1 protein-coding gene is annotated in these 19,977 nt (G+C 65.0%); it reads right to left on the reverse strand.

All coding sequences use genetic code 11. The features are described from left to right. Positions 1-45 precede the first annotated feature (45 nt). Complete coding sequence (locus ACPCUW_RS20170) at positions 46-19,800, reverse strand: MFS transporter (protein WP_423426428.1); 19,755 nt, start codon at positions 19,798-19,800, stop codon at positions 46-48. Between the last annotated feature and the right edge of the window lie 177 nt (positions 19,801-19,977).

The following is a 19,977-nucleotide window of genomic DNA, read 5'->3' on the forward strand; positions in this document are numbered from 1 at the left end:
TCACGCGTGCCTACTCGATGGGGCCGAGAGTACTGCTGGATTCGGTCACGCCTGGCTTCCGGATTCCGGGCCGAATTCCTCGACCCAGGCGATGTGGGATTCGGCATCATGACCCACGGATTGCGCGGCGGCCTCCACGTCGGCCAAACGGACTGCGAGACCATCCAGGTAGACCTCGGTCAGTGTTTGCCCGACGGTGTCGCTGTCCGGGTCGACGACCCAGCTGTCGTCGAGCGCATCGGGGGTGACCTGCCGCATCTGCGCGTGCAACAGCAACTTGGTCAACTTGTCGAGTGTGTCGAGATCGCGAGCCGTCCGGTCGGCCGGGAAGCCCATTTCACGGAATCGGCGAAGGCTTTCATACTTCGACGCAATCACCGTACGCCAGTCGCTCGGAGTCAATTCGTCGTACGGGTGCGGAAGGTTGCGGGCGCCTGGGAGGTTGAGTCTTTCGGCCAGTACGTCCCGCAGGTTGGTGAGTGTCAACACCGCCTCGGCATTGTCGGCTGGTGTGTTGTACCAGGCGCTCGCTTCGATTCGGGCGAGGTTGTCGATCACGTCCTGGTACCACTCGGCTCGGTTGCGCCGATCGTATGCCGCTTTCGACGTGAGTGTTCGTTCCCGGACCGCCTCGAGCTCCGCACGCGGAGTGTAGTGCTTCCGCCACTCGATCTTTTCGTTCACGACTGTGGCGTAGTGAAGGGTGAATCCCCCTGGCGGTAGTGCGTCCTGGTACGCGTTCCCGTTGTCGATCGGCCGAACGATGAAACCGAGCTGGAGTCGCCAGTTCTTGCTCCCGCGCTCGTGTCTGTCCCAGGGGCGGACGAGCGTATCGCCCCGACCGAGACGCTGCCCGGTCGGAGTGTGGAAGAAATCTCGCCAAGCGTCTTCGAAATCCCCGAATATGTCGCTCGCGTCGAATCCGGGCACATACTCGATGAGCAGCACCAGTTCGCTGCCGCCAGGCAGGATTTCATCCGCGCCCAGTACCTCGGCAGGCCGCGAGCCGGCGTCCGCGAGGGTGATGGCCGCCAGCTTCTCGGCGTCGCGCTGATCGATATCGCGTACCTTCTTCTCGATGTGACGAAATCCGTTGCGGTAGTGAACAATGCTTACTCCCGCGGACATCGTCGCATCTCCGGTATCGCCTTTCAGGTGCTCGCGAGCGATCTCGCCCGAGGCAAGGGCCTCTGCGTATTTCTCGGCGAACGGCCTTTCGTCGGCCAGGTCCTTACGCCACCAGACGTAGTCGCGGTCGCGGTAGTAGTACGCGGTGCGCTCCGGGTCCGGATGTGCTCCGGATATCGTTTCCACGACGAGGCGTCCCTGGTCGTCGATACGAACGTGCCAGTACTCGATCGACACGCCGTTTTTCGGAGCCTGTCGGCGGAACCCAGGCGCCTGCAGGTCCAGCAGCGCACGTTGATCGCGCAGTGGCGATGCGACGATCACTCGGCCGTCCGAGGTGTATCCGATCGCCTCCACGATCTGCCCGTCGTCATCGATGAACGGGCTCACTCCGGCAGCTGCGAACAGCTCCGGTACGGCCATGATCGCGAGCGCTGTGCGAACCTCGTCCAGGTATGTTTTCGCGGCTTCGAGATGCCGGGGCAGCGAGCGGACGCGCTCATCCAGTTCGGAAATCGCGTCTTGATGGTCGAGCAACTCGGTCAACGCGTCGTCGGCTACGAGCCGGCGTAGAACCGATTCGAATCGGCGGCGCTGTCGAATCCGCAGCGCTCGGACCGTGCGCGCGATTGCCTCGGGGTCGCGCTGCCGCAGCTTCGTCGCATCCAGGCCGAGCGCCTGCGCCGGTTGCAGCGCATAGGTGACCACGTCCTCGGCGTCCGCCTCAGCAGCACGAAGCGCACGACCGAGAGCGGGGGAAAGCTCTGTGGGGTCCGGAGTCGAGTCGTCACTGCCGAAGCGGTGCCACACACTCAGGACGTCACCTCGACGGCCCCGTCTGTTCCCCCGATCGACGCCCGGATCGACGAATTCGATCTCGCTCCGAACATCGAGTACTCCATCGAGCGAAGGCGGCCTGGCGCCACGGCCGCGACGTTGCGCCGGGGGCGGTAGTAGCGGAACACCGAAGTCCATGCTCGGCTGTCGTTCGTCGCCGGGTAGGCCGTGGAGAAGTGGCGTGCGATTTCGCGGTCCATCCACTGCCGTCGGGTCGGCCAGTGAGTCAGTGGCGTTGGTCAGCTTGGTTTCGCCCCTGACGTATTCGCCGACTTTCAGTGGCTCGGCCCGAGGGCTGTCCGGTGCGGGTGGGTTGGGGTTCGCGTCGGCGGGGAACGCACCGATGACGTTGGCGATGAACGGAACTCGGGCGACCGCCGTCGGCGAATGACGACGCAGGACGGTCTCGCGCACGGTCCGGACATATCCCTCGGTTTCCGGATGGTCGCGACTCTGGAGGTAGTGGCCGAAGTCGTAGTCTCCGCTCAGCAATTCGTGCACTGCCGATACGAACCGCCAATGCGCATCGTCCGTGGGGACGGACCTACCGGTTCGGCGGCGCAGCTGCGAGTGCAGGGCACGGTGGAGTATCTCAGGAGCGGCATCGGGCGGAGCGGCCAGCACGTTCGCGACGACCGACGTGAACCACTGGGCAATACGATTCTCCGGCGACGATCTCGTGCCGTGGAATTCGTCGCGCAACTGTTCGGCGTGACGCAACTGATACGGCTCGATCCAGTGGTTCAGGAAGCGGTCGTACACAGGGCGGCAGGCGATCAGCGGAAGCAGGCTGTCGCCCGCGTGCCGCGCTCGGTGGTACGCCGGCGACTGTCGGTCCAGGGCGCGGCAGCCCGGGTAGTTCGCCCCGAACACCCCGTCCCGCGGGATCGGATCGAAATACCAGAACTCGGCCGGTGACTGATACTTCCTGGTCAGGTCGCGATCGGCCTGGAGTATCGGTCGCGCCGCCACCGTCGGGAGGTATGCGTACTGCGGAAGTTCGTCCAGCGACAGCTCGCGCTCGACGCGGCCGATGGCGCTGGCATGTGCCGCGGTGTCCGGGCCACTCGGCCGGTCCGGCTCGTCTGCCCGCATCGTTTCGAGTTTGTAGATCGCCATCATCTCGCCGGGCGTCCGGGGCCGCAGTTGTGCGAGCAGCAACCCTCGGCCGCTCGTATTGGGAAGGCCGAGAACGGTTTCGGCTTCGAGGGCGGCGGCGGAGAAAGCAGCGAGCGTACTGAGCCGGGGCCCGCGCCCGGCCAGCCAATTCAGTTGCCATTCCCAGTAATCAGGGCTGTCGATCCAGGCGGGGCCATGCGGTTCGCCTGCCGCGATCCGCATCAGGTCATCGATGTAGGCGAAGCTCGGGTCCAAACCGAATAGTTCCGCTGCGAGCCGGTGGGGTTCGGCTACATACAGGGTCGGCTTGCTGCCGATGGGATCTGTCGGCCGCGATCCGATCTCATCCGGCGATTGGACGCCCGGGAGGTCGGGTGATTGCTCGGTGTTACGAGGCTGATCATGTGGCGCGTCGAGAGCGTCTCGATCCTTGTCGACCGTGATCGCGACCGGCTCGGACCACGGAGTACGCGCATGCGGGTTTACCTGTAGTTCAGTTTCCTCGGCAGCTTCTGTGGCCCGGCCGAGCGCATCGGACTCGAGGTGAGTACGCCATGGAGTCGCTCGGCCTTCGATAGGTGCTGTGTTGTGTGTGGTCTCCGGTGCGTGGGCTTCGGCGAAGTTTGTCGCGACGAAAGCGGATTCATCGGCGGCCCGGCCCAGGCGGGTGGTGGGCGAGGGTGCGTCATGCCAGTTCGTGCTGGTTTCTTGGTCCTCGGTGTGCAGGCGGTCTTCCGGCATGCCGTCGGCTGTGTAGGTGATGGCGTGGAAGGTGGCGCCCTCCAGTTGCTGCTGCAGGAGCTCTTCATGGCGTTGGCGCGCTTTCTCGTCGGACAGATAGCGGTCGATGACTCCGCCGTCGGCGGCCGGGACCCGTTCGTGTATCCGGAGTCCGTGTTGGATGTGGGTGGTGAGCGTGAATAGGTGCCCGTCGATGTAATCTTCGCGAGCGCCTGGTTTTTGGAGGCTGACCAATGCCAGATGGGCAGAGTCGTCGGAATTGGTGATGCGGGCGGTAATCTCGTCGAGGGTTGTTTCGGTCCACTGTCCGGCGGCGTACTGGGCGAGCTCGTGGGAGTGGAAGCCGGTGTAGTCGAGGATGGCGACCGTGTCGTCATCCGGGAGCTGGACCGGCGTGTCGGCGAAATGTTCACGAATGAAGGTGAGTTCGCCGATCCCGCAGCTCGCCGCTGTGAAAACGCCCCGCACGGGCGCCGATTCGAGCGCCGATCGTACCTCCGCATTCACCGCCGCGTCGGTATTCCGCTCGACCTGGTAGCGTTCCCATTCCTCGACGGTCGGCAGTTCGTAGCTTCGCGCCACCGCCGCGGCCCTCGGCAACTCGGGTGGTGGTTCCGAGAAGAGGACGATGGGCGCGCTCTCCCACGGCAGAGGGGGCAGATCTCCGGTGCCGGCCAGGGTCTTCTCAACCAGTCGCACGAGTCGCGCGGTGGACCGGAAAATCGCGCGCCCGTTGCCTTCGGACGGCCGCAGCCGGGCGAATTCCCGAGCCATCACGTCGGCCATGTCGTTGCCACGGGGCTGGGCGACTCGCCATCCTTGGGGTTCGTCCACAGTCGCTTCCTGGAACTCCACCGGGACGACAACGGTCTCCAGCCAGCCGGCCCGGATCGGAATCAGCTGTTGGTTCCTTGCTCCGGCGGGCCGCGCATCCTCCCAGCCCGGGATACCGTCGAGCATCAGGTCGATAGCAATCCGGACCGGCGCCGATGATCCGCCGGTCATCACATCGTCCGGGACATTCGACAGATCCGACTTCAGCGGCTTCAACCACGTCGTGAAGTTCTCGGCGGATTCGTCCTGGCGGCGGTACTCCAGGTAGGCGGCCATCAGCTCCTTCTCCAGCTGCCGACGGAACGACGCCCGATACGCCCGTTCCACGTCCGAGGCATCCAGGATCGTTTCTTCGAGCCCCGACTCACCGGCGGTCAACTGGACGTACCGGATCCGCCATCCACGCCACAGCGCTGAAGCCATCTCCGGATTGGAACAGAGGGCATCCTCGAGCGCCCGCATATGCCCGCCTTCGATTGCCACGACCCACAGTTCCTGCGGCTCACCGAGTTTCGGTGCGAAGCGGGCTACGTGCGGTGTGACGATCGTGCCGGCACGTCGTTCCAACTCCCGTGCGAACAGTTCTTCGCAGGCCGGAACGACCAGGCGCGATGCGGCTCGGTCGTACCGCACCGCCAGAGAATCCAGCTCGGCCAGATCGTTCAGCCGATCCGTCGCGGCCACACGCCGGATCAGTAGTGGTTCGGCCAATGCGTTCTGGGTGGTTGGATCATCGGAACGCAGCTCAGCCAGTGAGGCATCTATTTCGGCCACTTCCGCGTCGACGACCTCGCGCTGTGTCCGGGCGAGTCGCCGCCATGCGGCGCGGGAATTGTCGTCCGGCACATCGAGGCCGAGACGTTCCCACATCGCGCTGCGCCGGTGCTGCAGTTCACGGACATAATAGGCGGTGGGGTGGAGTGGCTCGCCGGCAGCGTCGAAGAAGATCGCTTGCCAGGTGGGCGAATTCGCAGGCTTGTAGTCCGAGAACGGTCGAGTGGCTCCGGTCCTGGGATCGATGAACATCCATGCGCCGTTGCGCCAGTGGATCTCGTATCGGACCGGACCGTCGGCGCGTTGCTCGATCACCCGCGCCCAGGAGGGGTGTGTCTGCGACAGCCCCCCGAGCAACGCCTTGTGATCGAGGTAGGGGATCGGTCGGCCCGCCCGGGAATCGCAGGGGCCGATCGGAACGCCGGCCGCGGGCTGTGCGGACTCCGCGACGACAGCGGCGGCGAGGGCGAATCTTTCCCGGGCCGTGAACTCATGAGTCCGGCCGGTCGCAGCGGCGGTCGCAGTCAGATGTACCACTCGAAACCCTGGCGCACCGGATATGGTGGCGGTCACATGCATCGGCCGCGAGATGCGGGCGTGATTCCAATGGGCCATGCGGTGGCTGCCGGCAACCTCGATGAGCCAGGCTGCGGCCGCCTCGCCAGGATGTTGCGAGCCGTCCCACCGCTCCGTTGCTTCCCGCAGCATCTCGTGCACCCGACTGGAGGCCCAATTTACGTCTACTTGCCTAGCAATTCGAAGTGGGAAATCGCTCCGGACCGTTGGATTGGGGGCGTTGCCGTAGCTGAGCTCCACGCCTGCCCGAAGACCGGACGCCTCGACCACCGCCCTGATGTTCGGGCCGAACCGACCGGATGTCACCTCGACAGTGACCGGTACGTCGCTATGTATATCTCTCACATACCCGTCCGCGGGCCCCAGACGCGCTTCCGTTTGCACGGACTCCATATCCGACACCAAGGTGCCGAGGAGGTGTGCACCTGCCACCTGCCCGGAGCTCCGGGTGAGATTGCGGAAGAGTCGTCGGAACTGGGGTCCGTGGTGCGAACTTCCGCGGTCGCTTTCGCGCAGCACCATCGAGATCACGGCCCGGCGGCCGGGATGCAGTTCGACCTGAACCAGCCGACCGGAACCCAACGGCACGTGGAAGACTCGTCGTCCGTCCGGCGTTGTCTCCCCCTCGACTCGTCCGCCACCGCCGTGCTTTGCGGGGATGAGCTCTGCGACGAACAACTGCACCGCATCGATCTGCCGGCGCGCCCACCGCTGATCTTCCACCGGCCACGACCGGGTCTCGCGAACGACCGGATCGTCCCCGTGGAGCCCGAGCGAATCGGCCACGGTACCGTCGGTTCGCATCACCGCGCTTTCCCCGGCTGATACCTCTTGCTCTGCGTGCCGCCCGGTTTCGAGCCTGCGCGCGGCACTCTCCCGAAGCGCCCGCACATCTGCCAACGGAAGTCCGGTGACCATTGCGATCTCGTTGTCGGTCAGGGCTGCCCTGCGCAACGCGACAATTTCCATCTCGCGATCGGTCGGACGATGTGGATTCGGTACCGCCGGAACATCGTTCGAGCCCACACCGTCCTGGGGTTCATCGGGGACGTTGTGGAAGAAGCGGCCGCCGTGTTGGGGCGGGTTGAGGCGCTGTGGTCTTCCGGGTGCGGGTTTGTTGTCCATGGCGTCTTCGAGTCCTGCCATGGCGGCGCGGTGTTCGGCGAGAATCTTGTCGGCGATGTGGAACAGGTGTTGTGTGGCGGCTTCGGGGTCGGTGGGTAGTTGTTCTCGCTGGGCGCGGGCGTGGACTTTGGCGGCGAGGTCGCGGGCTATGCGCGGGTTGCCGAGTTGAGCCATGAGGTAGTGGTAAACCCGGCTGTCCTCGGCCGGGCGCGTAGCTTCGTCCGAAGTCTCGGTGGGGCGGGTGGCGTTCGTTGAGGCGCGTTCCGCCTCGGCAGGTTCGGCCCGGTGTGCGCGGGACAATCGTCCGAGCCACCCGCGACCTCGTGTGATGACTCGGAGAGAAACGCGGCCCCGCCTGACGAGAAGAAGAGCGCTGTAACCCGTGGCAGTGAGCGCGGTAGCGGCCGCGGCTACACCGGCCATGGCGTCACCGCCCTGGCCTCCATGCGCGTTCGCCACGGCGGCAGCCCCCAAGAAGCCGAGGGCCGGTCCGCTTTTCAGGAACAGCCGGCGCGCTGACATCGCTCGGCCTCGAAGGTCATCGGGGAAGGCGTCTTGTGCGTATTTCATGACCCGGTTGCCCGCCGCCGCCATCACCATCGCGTCCACGAGCGACGCGGACGCGATCACAGCGGGATCGGTCGTCGATGCCATCAGCGTGAAGAAGCCCGCCATACTGGCGAGTGCAGCCGGATAGAAGGTGGTGGCGTCGATCCGATCGAGCGCTTTCGGCAGGAAGCCGCTGAGTATCCCGCCGACAGCAGGCGCGGTAGCGGCCGCGCTCTTTGCCCAACCCGGCAGGCCTGCGTCGGTCAGAACGGTGGCGGTGCGGAGCCCCATCATGGCAAACGCGGCATTGTTGATAGTGGCGAAAGCGGTGTGTTGGGTGAGGAATTTCTCCCGCCGCAGTGCGCGTACTCCGTCGCCGATCTCCCGGAAAAGGTTGCGTGGCTTCCTTCGGGCCCGAGGGGGGAAAACGAATCCCCGGACGTTCGCCAGGTTCCCCCAGTAGCTGAGAGCGTTCAGGCCGAACGGGGCTGCGGGCGCGACGCCGGCCAGCCCCGCGCCCAGTGCTGCGCCGGTGATCCCCGCGGCAGATCCGGTGCTGGTTATCAGGCGGTTTCCGGAGTCGAGCTGTGATTCGGTGAGCAGATTCCGCATTTCGTTGAGGAAGGTGCTCGTATAAAAAGTGCCCGCGGTGGCTTCGACCAGTGTCGCCGCAGTCAAAGCGATTCCAAGATGGGAGGCATCGGCCAGCACCAGCCCGGCAGCAGTGGTCGCGGCTGCCGAGCCCACCCACAGTGCGGAATTCACCACCTTTTCCGGTTTCCAGAAGTCGGTTGCATAGCCGGCCAGCAATTCGAATGCGCCCGGGACCCACAGCGCGGCAGCCGCCATGGCGGTCGTCGTCGTAGATTCCCCGTGGCCCAGCAAGACATACGTGAGTCCCGAGGACGCTGCGGCGGTACCGATTTGGTTCACGAACTCGCCCGGCAAGAATTTCTCGCCGAACAACAACTTCGTGAACGGCTTGTTGACGACGAGCAGTTCGCGCTTCGAAACCGTCGCGTTTGTCCGGCCTTCGTGCGATGCCGGCTCGGTTGTCGACCGAGGTCGGTCCTTACGAATCCAGCGCAGGAAGTCCCGTCGCCTCCGAGCGGCGATTTCCTCAGCGGTCGGAGCTGCCGTGGAGGTGGCATCGCCCTCGGGGGCCGGCCCCGCTGGTTCGGTAGGTCTTCCCCCGATGAGATCCGGCGGACCGAATCTCCTCAGCGCGGCGTCGAAGAACGTCTCGAGGTCGCCATCGCGCAACGGGACGGCCGGGTCGTCCACGAGCGAGGCGCCCTCGATTCGGAGCCCCTGCTCGAATTCGTAGAGCGAAGTGCTTTGTGCCGGCTTCGCGCCGATCGCGCCGGGGGCCGGTCGCTCGGCATCCGGCTCCTCGGCGGCCGACGAAATGGCGCCCGGGTCGGTGCGGCCGGTGTCGTTCGTTACGGCTGCGGATCCGGAGGTTTTCCGCGCGCTGGGCAGCATCGAACCTGTGCCGCTGTGCAATTCCGATTCGTACCGCGCGGCGACGCGTACCAGATCGTCCGGCATCGGGTAGTCGAGCCAGCGTGCGGCGATGAGGATGATTCGTTGGTCGGCGGTGATATCGGCGGCCGGTCGGCGCAGTACCTGGCTGACCGTCGACTGCGAGGTTCCGGCAACCTTCGCAACATCCTTCTGCGCCGCTGTCCCGGTGAATCCTGCTGCCTGCAGCTCGCGGTATCGCGCTGCGGCAGCGGCCAATTCCGGATCCGTGTGGTCGTCGAAACGACGATTCTCGACGTGGCCGTTCTCGAAGTAGCGCGTCAGCGAATCGACCAGGGCAGCGGCCCGAGCCGAGTTCGACACTTCGGCCAGCCGTCGCAACTTGTGGAGGCGATCATCGGCATCCAGGGCGGCGAGCGGCGCCGTCGGGTCGCAGCCGAACATGCGATCGAGACGCCGGGACAATGCTTCGCTGGATGTGACGAACGCCCGCCGCAGATTGTCGAGCCGGTCCTGACGATCCGCCGGTAGAGCGTCGAACCGCGCGGACTGCCTGGTCACCGCCTCGGCTCGATGGTGCACGTCGAGCGACTCCGACATCCAGGCGAACAGCTCGGAGATATCCACCGCCACGAGAACGGCGTCGGGCGCCTCGGCGATGCGCCGCTGGACGGCGTTCACGACCGAGCGCACAGCTCCCGCGTGCACGATATGCACTGGCGCCGAGATCAATTCGGCCAGGGCACGCCGAGCCGCCGATGCCGTCGTTCGGTCGGCGGTGCCGGCTTGCACCGGCTCGCCCGGTTGTGCCTCGGCTGTCCGGGCTGCGCGTTGTATTTCAGCATCGGCTTGCGCATCCGTATCGGCGTGATCTCTCGGCGCGCGAGCGGCAGGATCGCGGTCGGCAGCACTCCCGGCCGCTGTTTCCTCCATGGTAGTGCCGACAGGTGCGACCAGGAGAGCCACGGCATCCTCGGTTTCGAGCACACGGTGGACCGTGACCAAGGTGCGCGCGGCCGCATGTAGCTCCTGCGCGTCAGGGAAGTGATCGGTCAGGGTGCGCGCCGTGGCGAGTAGTCCGCGGGCATCATCCGGAACTGGGCCGGCTAGGGACGCCCTGGCCATCAGCCGACGAACCGCCTCTCGCAGATACACGCTCAGTTCCCGCGTTGCGCCCGCCATTTCGCCGGCCGATGCTCGTTCGTCGGCGAATGTTGATACGCGGGCCGTGAGAGCGGCGTGTTTCTCGGCGAGGAGATGCCGAAGCTGTCGATCATCGTAGCTTGCCGCCCATGCACGAAGCTCTTCGAGCGGGGCCGTGGCGGCATCGGGCGGAGAGTCGATCGCGGCGCTGGGTTCCGGCCGAGTTTCGCCTGACGTCAGCGACTTCCACAGCCGCGTATATCTGACGCGGTCGCGCGATTGCCCTGGAGCAAACGGGGCAGTCTCGCCGTTCATCTGTCGATAATTTTCACGCTGCTGTTCGTAACCGAACAGCGCAACCGGATCTATTTCCGAGCCGCTTTCTCCGAGCTTGGCGAGGAATTCGCCGTATCGCAGGCTCCCCGCCCGGACTGCAGCCACCCAGTCCGACGGTCGATTCTGGACGCTGTCGAATTCTCGGACTGCGCTCGGAAATTTTCCGTCCTGCTCCAAAGACCAATGCATCAGGATCCGAGAAGCTTGTCCATTGTGCTCAACCGGGTGGATGGAGACGAACCAGCGTTGCAGTCTTGCTGCGAGCTCGTATGGATCGTAATTGGATTCGCGCTTTGCCGCGTTGTACCAGTCGCACAACGCCTGTAGTTCTCGGCGGAGATCTGCGGGTGAATCGAAATCCGGATACTTGATCACGCCGTAGTCGCCAGGACCCGCCGGTGGTGGCAGATATGTCAAGAGTGGATTGTCGTCGATAGCTGCTATCTGATCGGAAGTCTGCTCCGAGTACAAGATCCCTACCCTTGATCTCGGTTCCAGAATTTCTCGGCCTCTCGGCACGTCTTCCGACAATGTCAAGGCACGGTCCAATTCCAAGATGAAATCCACGGTCAGCTCTTGATTGCCGTGCTGTCGTGCAACCAACCGTGCACCCAGGTGACCCGCCCACCTGCGCTTGCCGAAGATGACTTCCGGCCGGGGCTGCCCCGCGATGATCGCAACGCCCAGAAATTTCTCCTCGAGCGACAGGCTCGCCTCGAGAAGGAGTTCGGCCTGGGTTTCCAATCCGAGCGCCGACAAGCGGTCGGCGATCCTCGCTTCCAGGTCGGCCTCGCTTTCAGGCGCAGTCTCCGCGGATGGACGGATTTCCGGCTTCGATCGTGATTGTGATCGTCCTGCACCGGGCACGCCGCCCGGCGGCGTGTTGAAGGCTGAGGGGCCTTCGTGCGGTGCGCCCCGTTTCGCCCACGACGACGACACAACTGGAGTTCCGTCTGCGTGCCGTACTCGGCCCGGCGCCAGGTCGAACACATCGTCGAGAGAAGCGGGATAATTCCTGGGCTCACTCTTGGTCCCGGCGGCAGACTGCGGTCCAGCGGCGACTGCGGTGGTGGAATCATCGATCACCTCGATGCGGTAGTCCTCGAGGGTCCGCCCATTTTCGTCTTCGATCCGTATGGCCTCCAGGGCGGCTTGGATCGCCGAGTCGACGCCGATCGTGAAGTGCCACTTGATCTGTGGTGGGAGGCCATCCACCCAGTAATCGCGATTCAGATATGCGATGCGGAGTTGCTTGCGTGCCTGCGCCTCCAGCCTGCTCTGGCGCTGCCGCTGCGACTCGAGGGTGTAATTCTTCGCCTCGTGCCAGGTCCTGCCTCCGTCGGTCGAGACGTCGACTTCACTCTCCAAACGACCGCCATCCGGCGTCTCGGCATGAACCGGAGTGCCCAGCGCGTGGATTCCATCGAGCTGTTCGGCCAATGCGACCTCTCCCTTGGCTCCGCCGAGCTGGGCGAGGTCGCTAGTCATGATTTCCTTCAGCATGCGGGGGGTGATCGGAACCCCGTCGGCGAGCCAAGCGTCGACCGCGACGGTCAGCTGTTCGACCTCGGCGAGTCCGGTGAGAAAACCCGCCGGCCAGCGTGCCGCGTCTATATTTGCCGAATCCGGAATCCGCGCCAGTACAGCCGCTCGGCGGGATGCAAGTTCCTCGAATTCGGCTCGTATGCCGCGCAAACGGCCCTGGAGTTCACGTCGCCGCGCCTGCGACAGGGGCATGTGATTGCGCCGGTAGATGTCGGCGAGTAGGTCCGCCGGGTCACTTTCGCTTCGCTCGGCCCTTCTGCGGGTCTTGTCGAGCCACTGGGTCGTAGTTTTCGCGGCGATGTCCGCGACCAGCGCGCGGGCCTTCGGTGTCCGTATAAAGGAATTGGCTGACAGCTGGGCCAGCACACTCGCGACATTTTCCGGGAAGCCGAGGCCGATCGAAGAGTTGAGCTTGCTCAACTGGTGATCGCGATATATCGATTTGGTGGTCGACTGCAGGTATTCGCTGAATATGTTGAGAACAGCAAGGTTCGCCTGTTCGGCCACCGTGGCATCTGCGTTCGCGAGGTCGGAGAGCGCTGTCGCCAAGGTGGCGGGCAATTGACTGGGGTCCCGAGCGAGGTCCTCGGCTGTGGGGCCGGTATCCGGCGGCGGCGTCGGCATCGCTCGGCCGGAGGATGCGAGAACTTCGAGTGCCCGAAAAAGCATGAGGCCATCGAGCCACTGGATGGTCTGTGCTACGGCTTCACTACTTCTCGAATTTTGCGACCGACCGTTCTTGGCGCTTTTCCGGTGCTGCTGCTCGTAGCGGCGGACGATGGCCCGTTCGACCTGCGCTGCGGTCGTCGGATCGACGCCGCTCTCATCGACACGGGCCAGTGTTTCTCGGAGTGCACGTGGTCTGGAGCCGACCAGCCCGGCCCCCGGCGTGCTCCCCGGCGGCGTGTTGAAAGCGAATGGGCCTTCCGCGGACTGCCCTCGCTTAGTCCACGGTGACGGGGGCATCACAGCCCCGTCGGCGCGGGTCGCGCTCCCGCGGGGGAGGTCGAGCACGTCGTCCAGGGAGGCCGGGTAGCTCCTTGGGGGAGTGCGGTATTCGACCCAGACGGTCTTGCCGTGTCGGGTCAGATCGGTACCGACGGCGAAAGCTTTGTCCCTCACGATCCGCGCGCCCCGCCCATGCTCGCCATCGGCCCGGTTCCCCAGTTCGTCCGGGTCGGTCCTGGCAGAGTCCAGCGCCGCCAGGTCGATACCGGCCAGGAACGCGTCGACGTCGTCGAGGTCGATGGTGGGTGAGGGAGCGACCTCGTCGGCTGCATCGACGTCGCTTTCGATACGCCACTTCGGCAATCCGAGTGATGTGTCGGTGATGCCGATCCGCACGCGGGTGTCGTCCGCCTCCACGGTGACCTCCGCTCCACCTTGTTTCGCGTACTGTGCGGAGTTCCCCAGCAATTCCGACAGGGCGAGCACCGCGGCGTCGATCGTCGTCTGGGGCATCCGGGTGTTGTGCGACAGGAATCGGCCGACATCCCTGCGAGCCCGCGCCACGCCCTGCCGAACCTGCCCCCGCTCGAACCTCATCCGCACCGCGGGTTCGGTCGACACCGGTACCGCCTGGGTCTGCCCTGCAGCGAACCATCGGGTGCGCGACCCGTTGGTGTGTATCCGGAAGCCCCACCGGCCGGACTTGTCCAACAGCGCGGTGACCTCACCCGCCTCGGTCGGCATCACCTCCCCTGTCGACTCATCCGGCTCATCACGCACCGGCACGATCCGGCTGTGGTCGAGCACCTCGACCCGCACGCGTTCGGTTCCCTCCGGCCGTACCCGGACTGCGACCGGACCCTCCGCCGTGCGAACCAGAGCATCGAGCATTTCCTCCGCCGCGGCGATATCGGCTTCGGCAGTGAGCAATTCACGAATGCTCGCGCGCGCTCCTGCCACGGCCGGCGAATCCGTGGCAGGCGGTGTCGGCCGGGCCAGGCCGAAGAAGCGTGCGGCGGCATCGACGAGATCTGCGATCTCTCGAGGAGCGTTTGCGCGCGTGGCCAGTCGCCGAAGTTCGTGCAGCTTGTCGTCGCTGTCGGCGGCGCGCCAACCGGGGGCCAACTGATCTTGCCCGAGAATCGTCGCGAGATCTGCTTCGAGTTGGCGGGTATCCGCGTCCAGCCGGGCGAGTTCTTCCGCGGTGGCTCCGTCGCTCATTGCGCGCTGGGCGCGGTACTCACGGTCGAGAGCTCGTCCCAGCCAGCCGGGAAGCTTCTCGGGTTGGATCCGAGGCCAGTCCTCGTCGCTGAGGAGGCGCAACTCCATTTGCGCCTGATCGAGGACCTGTAGCAGCGCCCCTCGCAGTTCCACTATGCGCGGGTCCACGCCGAGTGCCCTCGCGAGATCCACACGCGCACGCTCGGTTTCGCTCCGTTCGTGTTCTATTTCGATCTCGCGGTCGGTCAGACGGTGTGGATTCGGTTCCGCCGGAACATCGTCCGTACCCACAGCGTCCTGGGGCTCATCGGGCTGGTTGTGGAAGAAGACGCCGCCGTGTTGGGGGTTGGTGAGGCGTTGTTGTCGGAGCGCGGGTTGGTCGCCGACAACGTCGTCGAGTTGTGCCATGGCGGCGCGGTGTTCGGCGAGGATGGTGTCGGCGATGTGGAGCAGGTGTTCTGCGGCGGCGTCGGGGTCGGTGGGTGGTTGTTCTCGCTCGGCGCGGAAGTGTGCTCTGGCGGCGAGGTCGCGGGCTGTGCGGGGGTCGCCGAGTTGGGCCAGCAGGCGGTGGTAGACCCGGCGGTCTTGCGGTGTGCGCTGGTCGGCTGCGTCCGGCATATCCGGCACCTCGTCGGCCGACGACATGGCGCCCGAGTCGGTGCGGCCGGGCTGTTCCTCGTGGGCGGCCTCGTCCGTCGCAGCGACCGATGCGGAGATATCAACGGTGACAACGACATTCGAATTCGCCAACCACGGATCGATCAGTTCCGACCGTAGTTGCGTCCACGCCGCGGCGGCTTCGGTGGCGCCGGGTGAGTGAGTGGGCTCGGTGAAGGACGCGGTGATGGTGTCGCCGTGGCGGGTCAGGGTCATTGTGTGTTCGACACTGGTGCCGTTCAGCAGGGTGACGGGCAACGACACCGACAGTCGTGCCGGCGTCGACTCGACCACGGCGGGGTAGACCCAGAATTGTGTTGTGGCACAAGCGAAGACCGACTCCGGATGCGCGTATTCCTGTGAAATCAGTTCCGCTGCCGAATGCAGGGGTGCGGATAGACGGAAAATGGTGCCGTGGAATGTGCCACTGAGATTTATCGCGGCGAGGTCCATTCCGTGCCCGGAAAGCCAATGGAGCGTCTGCATCACGAATTTCACGCGTTCTTCGAGTGTGTCCGGGAACGCACGGCAGGTGAGGAGGGTCTCTTGCGGAACACCGTTGACCATCCTGCGCCAGTGGCCGGCCCCGATCGGCCCATCGCCAGGATCGGCATAGGAGCAGAAGACGATGTCGTGCGGGTGCACGAAGTCGTACGAATCGTCGTCCACTTCGTCTTCCGGAAAGTCTCCCGGGCCGACGACTCGGAAGTCGTCCGGTTGGACGCCGATCAAAAAGTACTCGTAATCATCGCTGTTGTGCGGCGTTCCATCCGAATCGCAGAACAGTCCGTCGCGGACGATCAGCTTCCGGACCCGCACGTCCTCGGCCATGTGCGGCTGGTATGCGTCCGGCCGGACCGGTGTCGCCACAGCGTATTCCGTCGGCGCCGCGCCCATGGGCGGCCGAGAGATGCTCGGCCTCGGTCTGCTGCCGATGGCGGCGCCTTCGTCCGGATGGGTGGGCGATTGCGGTGGCCCGGACGTCTTTTCGCTGCGATCCCTCGATCCGAGACGGCCGGTGCTCCGTGCCCGCAACCATCCGCGGCGATCGGCCGCGTGGTGTTCCCTGACCTCGGCGAGCTCGCCACGCCCGACGGCGACCCAGCCGATATTGTCCAGGGCACGAGCGGGAATCCGGCTTGGCCAATCGTGCCAGAGGTAGTACGAGGCGTGCGGCTTGAATACACTCCGGTCGAGCCGATCCGATCGCCTCATTGCGAACTTCGGTCCCGCCGGGACCTCGGTGGTCAGCACCGTGGCGCCGAACTCGGCCGACGTCGGCGCCAGCCCCAAACCGATGTCGATGCTGCTTCGCTGCTCCTGCAGCGCAGTGCTTCCCAGCTGAGCGACGGGGTCTGCCGGCTCGCCCAGCACCCACACCGGTACACCGAAATCATCGGCGTGTCGGATGGCCCAGCCGATACCTGGGGATCCGGTGAGGATCACCTGATCGATCACACCGGCCAGGCGCCCGCCCTGTCCGGCATAGCAGGTGGTGGTGGAACCGTAACTGTGCCCGACAGCGTTGAACAACCGCGGCATCGGTGCGCCACTGCCACGCCCGGCGTAATGCGCGCGTGTGGCATGGACGGCGGTGATATCACAGGCCAGCATGTCACCGCCGTCCGCGGCCTTGCGCGGGACCGCGACCGAGGCATCGGTGGGGCAGTGGTAGCCGATGTACCCGATCGTCGCGACCGCTGCGCCGTCGGCGCGCAGTGTGGCCATCTCGTTGAGGCTCATCGCATACCCCGAACGGTGATACAGCATCTCCGTGGTCGAGCCGAAACCGTTTGCCATCACGTTGATGATTTCGGCGTTGTCCAGGTCACCGATGGAGACGATCACGCGGCCGTTCTCGCCGTGCGCGGCGGGGTCGAACGCCACCACTTGAACTCGCGGCCCGCCGGTCAGTCCCGCGGCTGTCTTCTCGATCAGCGGCAGCTGGTCCCGAAGGTGGAGCAGATTCCTCAGCTCGGCTCGCTCGGCCGCGGTGAGGGTGGTGCGGAAGCGCCGGAGCTGGCCGGGCCGTCGTTCCAGGAATTGTTCGATGCGCTGTTCGATCGCCAGCCGATTCGCTCGGTCGCGCACCGAGTATGGGATGCCATCGGCATTGCCGATCAACCACGAATAGGCTGCAAGTAGCTCGTACTGTTCGTCCGAAAGGTCGAGCTCTCTTTGCACCTGCGGCAGCCCGGACCGATTCGGAGCCCCGGCGCCCAGCGACTCCCACCACTGCGCGACCTTCTCGGTATGCGCCGTGGAGGCGCCGGTCACATCGTCGGGGTCCACCGTCTGGACCAAGGTCCGCTCGGTGGCATCCGCGCCGAAGTACTCCGTCAGTGTGGCGATGGCTCGCTGGGCTCGGGGATTCTCGGTCGAGGGAGCGGCGAGGGGCTCCGTCTGTCGGTGGGTACCTGTGCTCTGTGCATGCTTTTCTCGCCGCGGCTTCCTGCGCGACCAGGGTGAGCCGTCGGGTCGGCGACGGAAAGCCTCCGTGCCGTCGGGCATTTCACCGTTCGACGGTCTGGCGCCGATGGCTGGGGATGACCCGGGGCGTTGCTGCCACGGGGTGAGAGCCGATGCCGCGGTGTTGTCGCGATTGCCGCTCGCCCGGTCCGGTCTCGCCCCGATCACATCGGTGGGGCCCTCGATCGGGGCGGTGATGGCGATCCCCGATGCGCTGAGCCACTGAGTGAGTGTTTCGTGCACGATCCGAAATGCGGGGACCGTTCGTTCGGGTTCGGGGCCGGGATCGAAATGACGGTAACGGGCGGTCTCCGGTGTGTCGCCTCGGCCGACGTCGATCGTCACTGCCGCTGGTTCGCCGAGAACGGGATGGACGATCGCATCGATCGACAGCCCGCCGTCGTGCGGAAAGCCGACGTTTTCGACCTCGAACCAGAATTCCTCGTTACCACCGCGGAGATGCTTCGCTACCTTTTCCGCGAGTGCCGGTCGATCTCGGAAAGAACTCGAACTTCGAATAAATTCTTCTGCGGAGTTGTCTTCGTTCTCGGGTGGATTCTGCCACGCCCCTCCGACATGAAGATTATCGAACTCTATGAATATAGTCGACAAATCGAAATTCTGGCTCAGTCGGTGCCGAGCTTGGGCCCAGAATTTTGGAGACCTGGTTGCATGTTCGAAGAACAGGCCGCTGAAGAATATGATTATCTCCGGCCTTCCGCCGACGAGGCGCCAGATGCCACCACCTGCGACGATACTCGGTCCTTCGATCTTATTGTATATTCGCCGCTCGTTTTCATCGGCATGGGTTTCTATATAAGAGTATAAAAGATTCGGATGTTCACCACTGCCGTCTTTAGTGGTGACAATTTTGCCGGAGCGCAGCATGAGGAAGCAATTCTGGCCGCGCCCGGTTGTGAATGGCTCTCCGTCGGGTCCGATGAAGGAACCTTCCTCGTTCTCGTCGAGAACGACGACCTCGACCAGCTTCTTCCAGAATTCGTCTACCTCGGGATGGTACTTTCTGACAAGTTCTGCGCCGTCGTATTCCGTTCGGCTCGGCCGAGCGCCGGTCGGCTCGCTGTCCGGCCTCCCCCCGATCGCATCTGTGGCAGGAGCCGCTGTGGCAGAGGGGTTTTCCTCATCGTCGACACCTTGGCCGGGCGGATCGGCGTGCGCGATCGGCGCCGATCGCGGAAGGTCCGGGTCGGCCGACTCCGTCCTCTCCGGATCGTGTGGCCTACTGCCGATGGCGTCGTCGGGCCCCGACCGGTCCGCTGTGGTGGCGGTTCCCGATTTCGTGTCGCCGGAAGGAAGATTCACCACCAGGTCCGGTGAGATCTCCGGTCGGCGCAGGGTGGTGACGTACTGATGGATCACCCATTGCGGACTGCCGATGACGGGGCCGTCGATCTCCACAACGGCGAACCCGACCGCGATCGCCTCCGCCGGCCTGAGCGTAGTTTTCGTTCCGTCGGTGAAGGCCGCCTCCGGAAGGCGCTCGAGCCATTCTTCGTAGGATTCGGTGATCAGGCCGGCGATTCGCAGCGCTGCCCATGCGCGCCGCAGCACGCTCTCGATATCCCGGCTGAGCCGGTTGCCGGTGGCGTGGTCGATCGCGTGCCCGAATTCATGGATGACATCGTCGTGGTAGGACCGTCCGCTGGCCGGGTGGAACCCGGTCGAGCGGTCGTACAGATCGTCCTCGAGTGCCTGAGCTCGGTCGGCCACCCGGGACAGGTTCAGCGTCATCCACTTGCTCCGGGTGCCCCGGTTGAGGGTCTCGGCGTTGACGCCGGGGTCCGCCAGGAAATCGATGCGCAGTTCGCGGATATTGCTCATGTGCGCAACCAGATTCGGGGCGTGCCGGTATCGGGTGAGCAGGTCGTCCAGTGTCTCCAGAATTTCTCGCACCGCGTCGACGGGGACGCGGGGATGGTCGAATCCGGCGATGACGAAGTACGGATGGTTGAGGTTGAACTCCTCGACCAACCGGGCTTTGGCCTGGGCGTCAGCGCTCACACCGCCGACGTGCGCGGTCTCTTCCGGGGTGTGCACCGCATGCCGTTCGGCCCGGCCGAGCTCGGTCATCACCCGTGAGTGCAGGTCGAGCAACATGGCTTCCTGCGCACTCGAGAAGTCCAACAGCCGGTCCTCGAGGTAGGACACCTGTTCCCGCATCTCGGTGATGTCGGCGCGGGGGAAGCTGTGGCCCTGCCACACCGAGCGACCGTCGATATACCGCGTGAACTTGGTGGCAAACGGGCTCGGCACGGCCTGCTCGGAGTCGAGTGCGGTCCGCCCGCCGGTCACCTCACCGTCCGGGCCGATATTCCAATGCCGTGTGCTGCGCCGAGTCCCGGTGACAGCGTCCAGCAGACCGAGCAACTCGCCGGAAGCCGAATCCAGATAGCTACGATCCAGCGGGCCGAACACCGCGAGTCCTTCGCTCGCCGTGTCCTCGCTGACCAATCCCAGATCGTATGCCCG

This window comes from Nocardia sp. AB354 (assembly GCF_049538315.1).
GTDB classification, from domain to species: domain Bacteria; phylum Actinomycetota; class Actinomycetes; order Mycobacteriales; family Mycobacteriaceae; genus Nocardia; species Nocardia nova.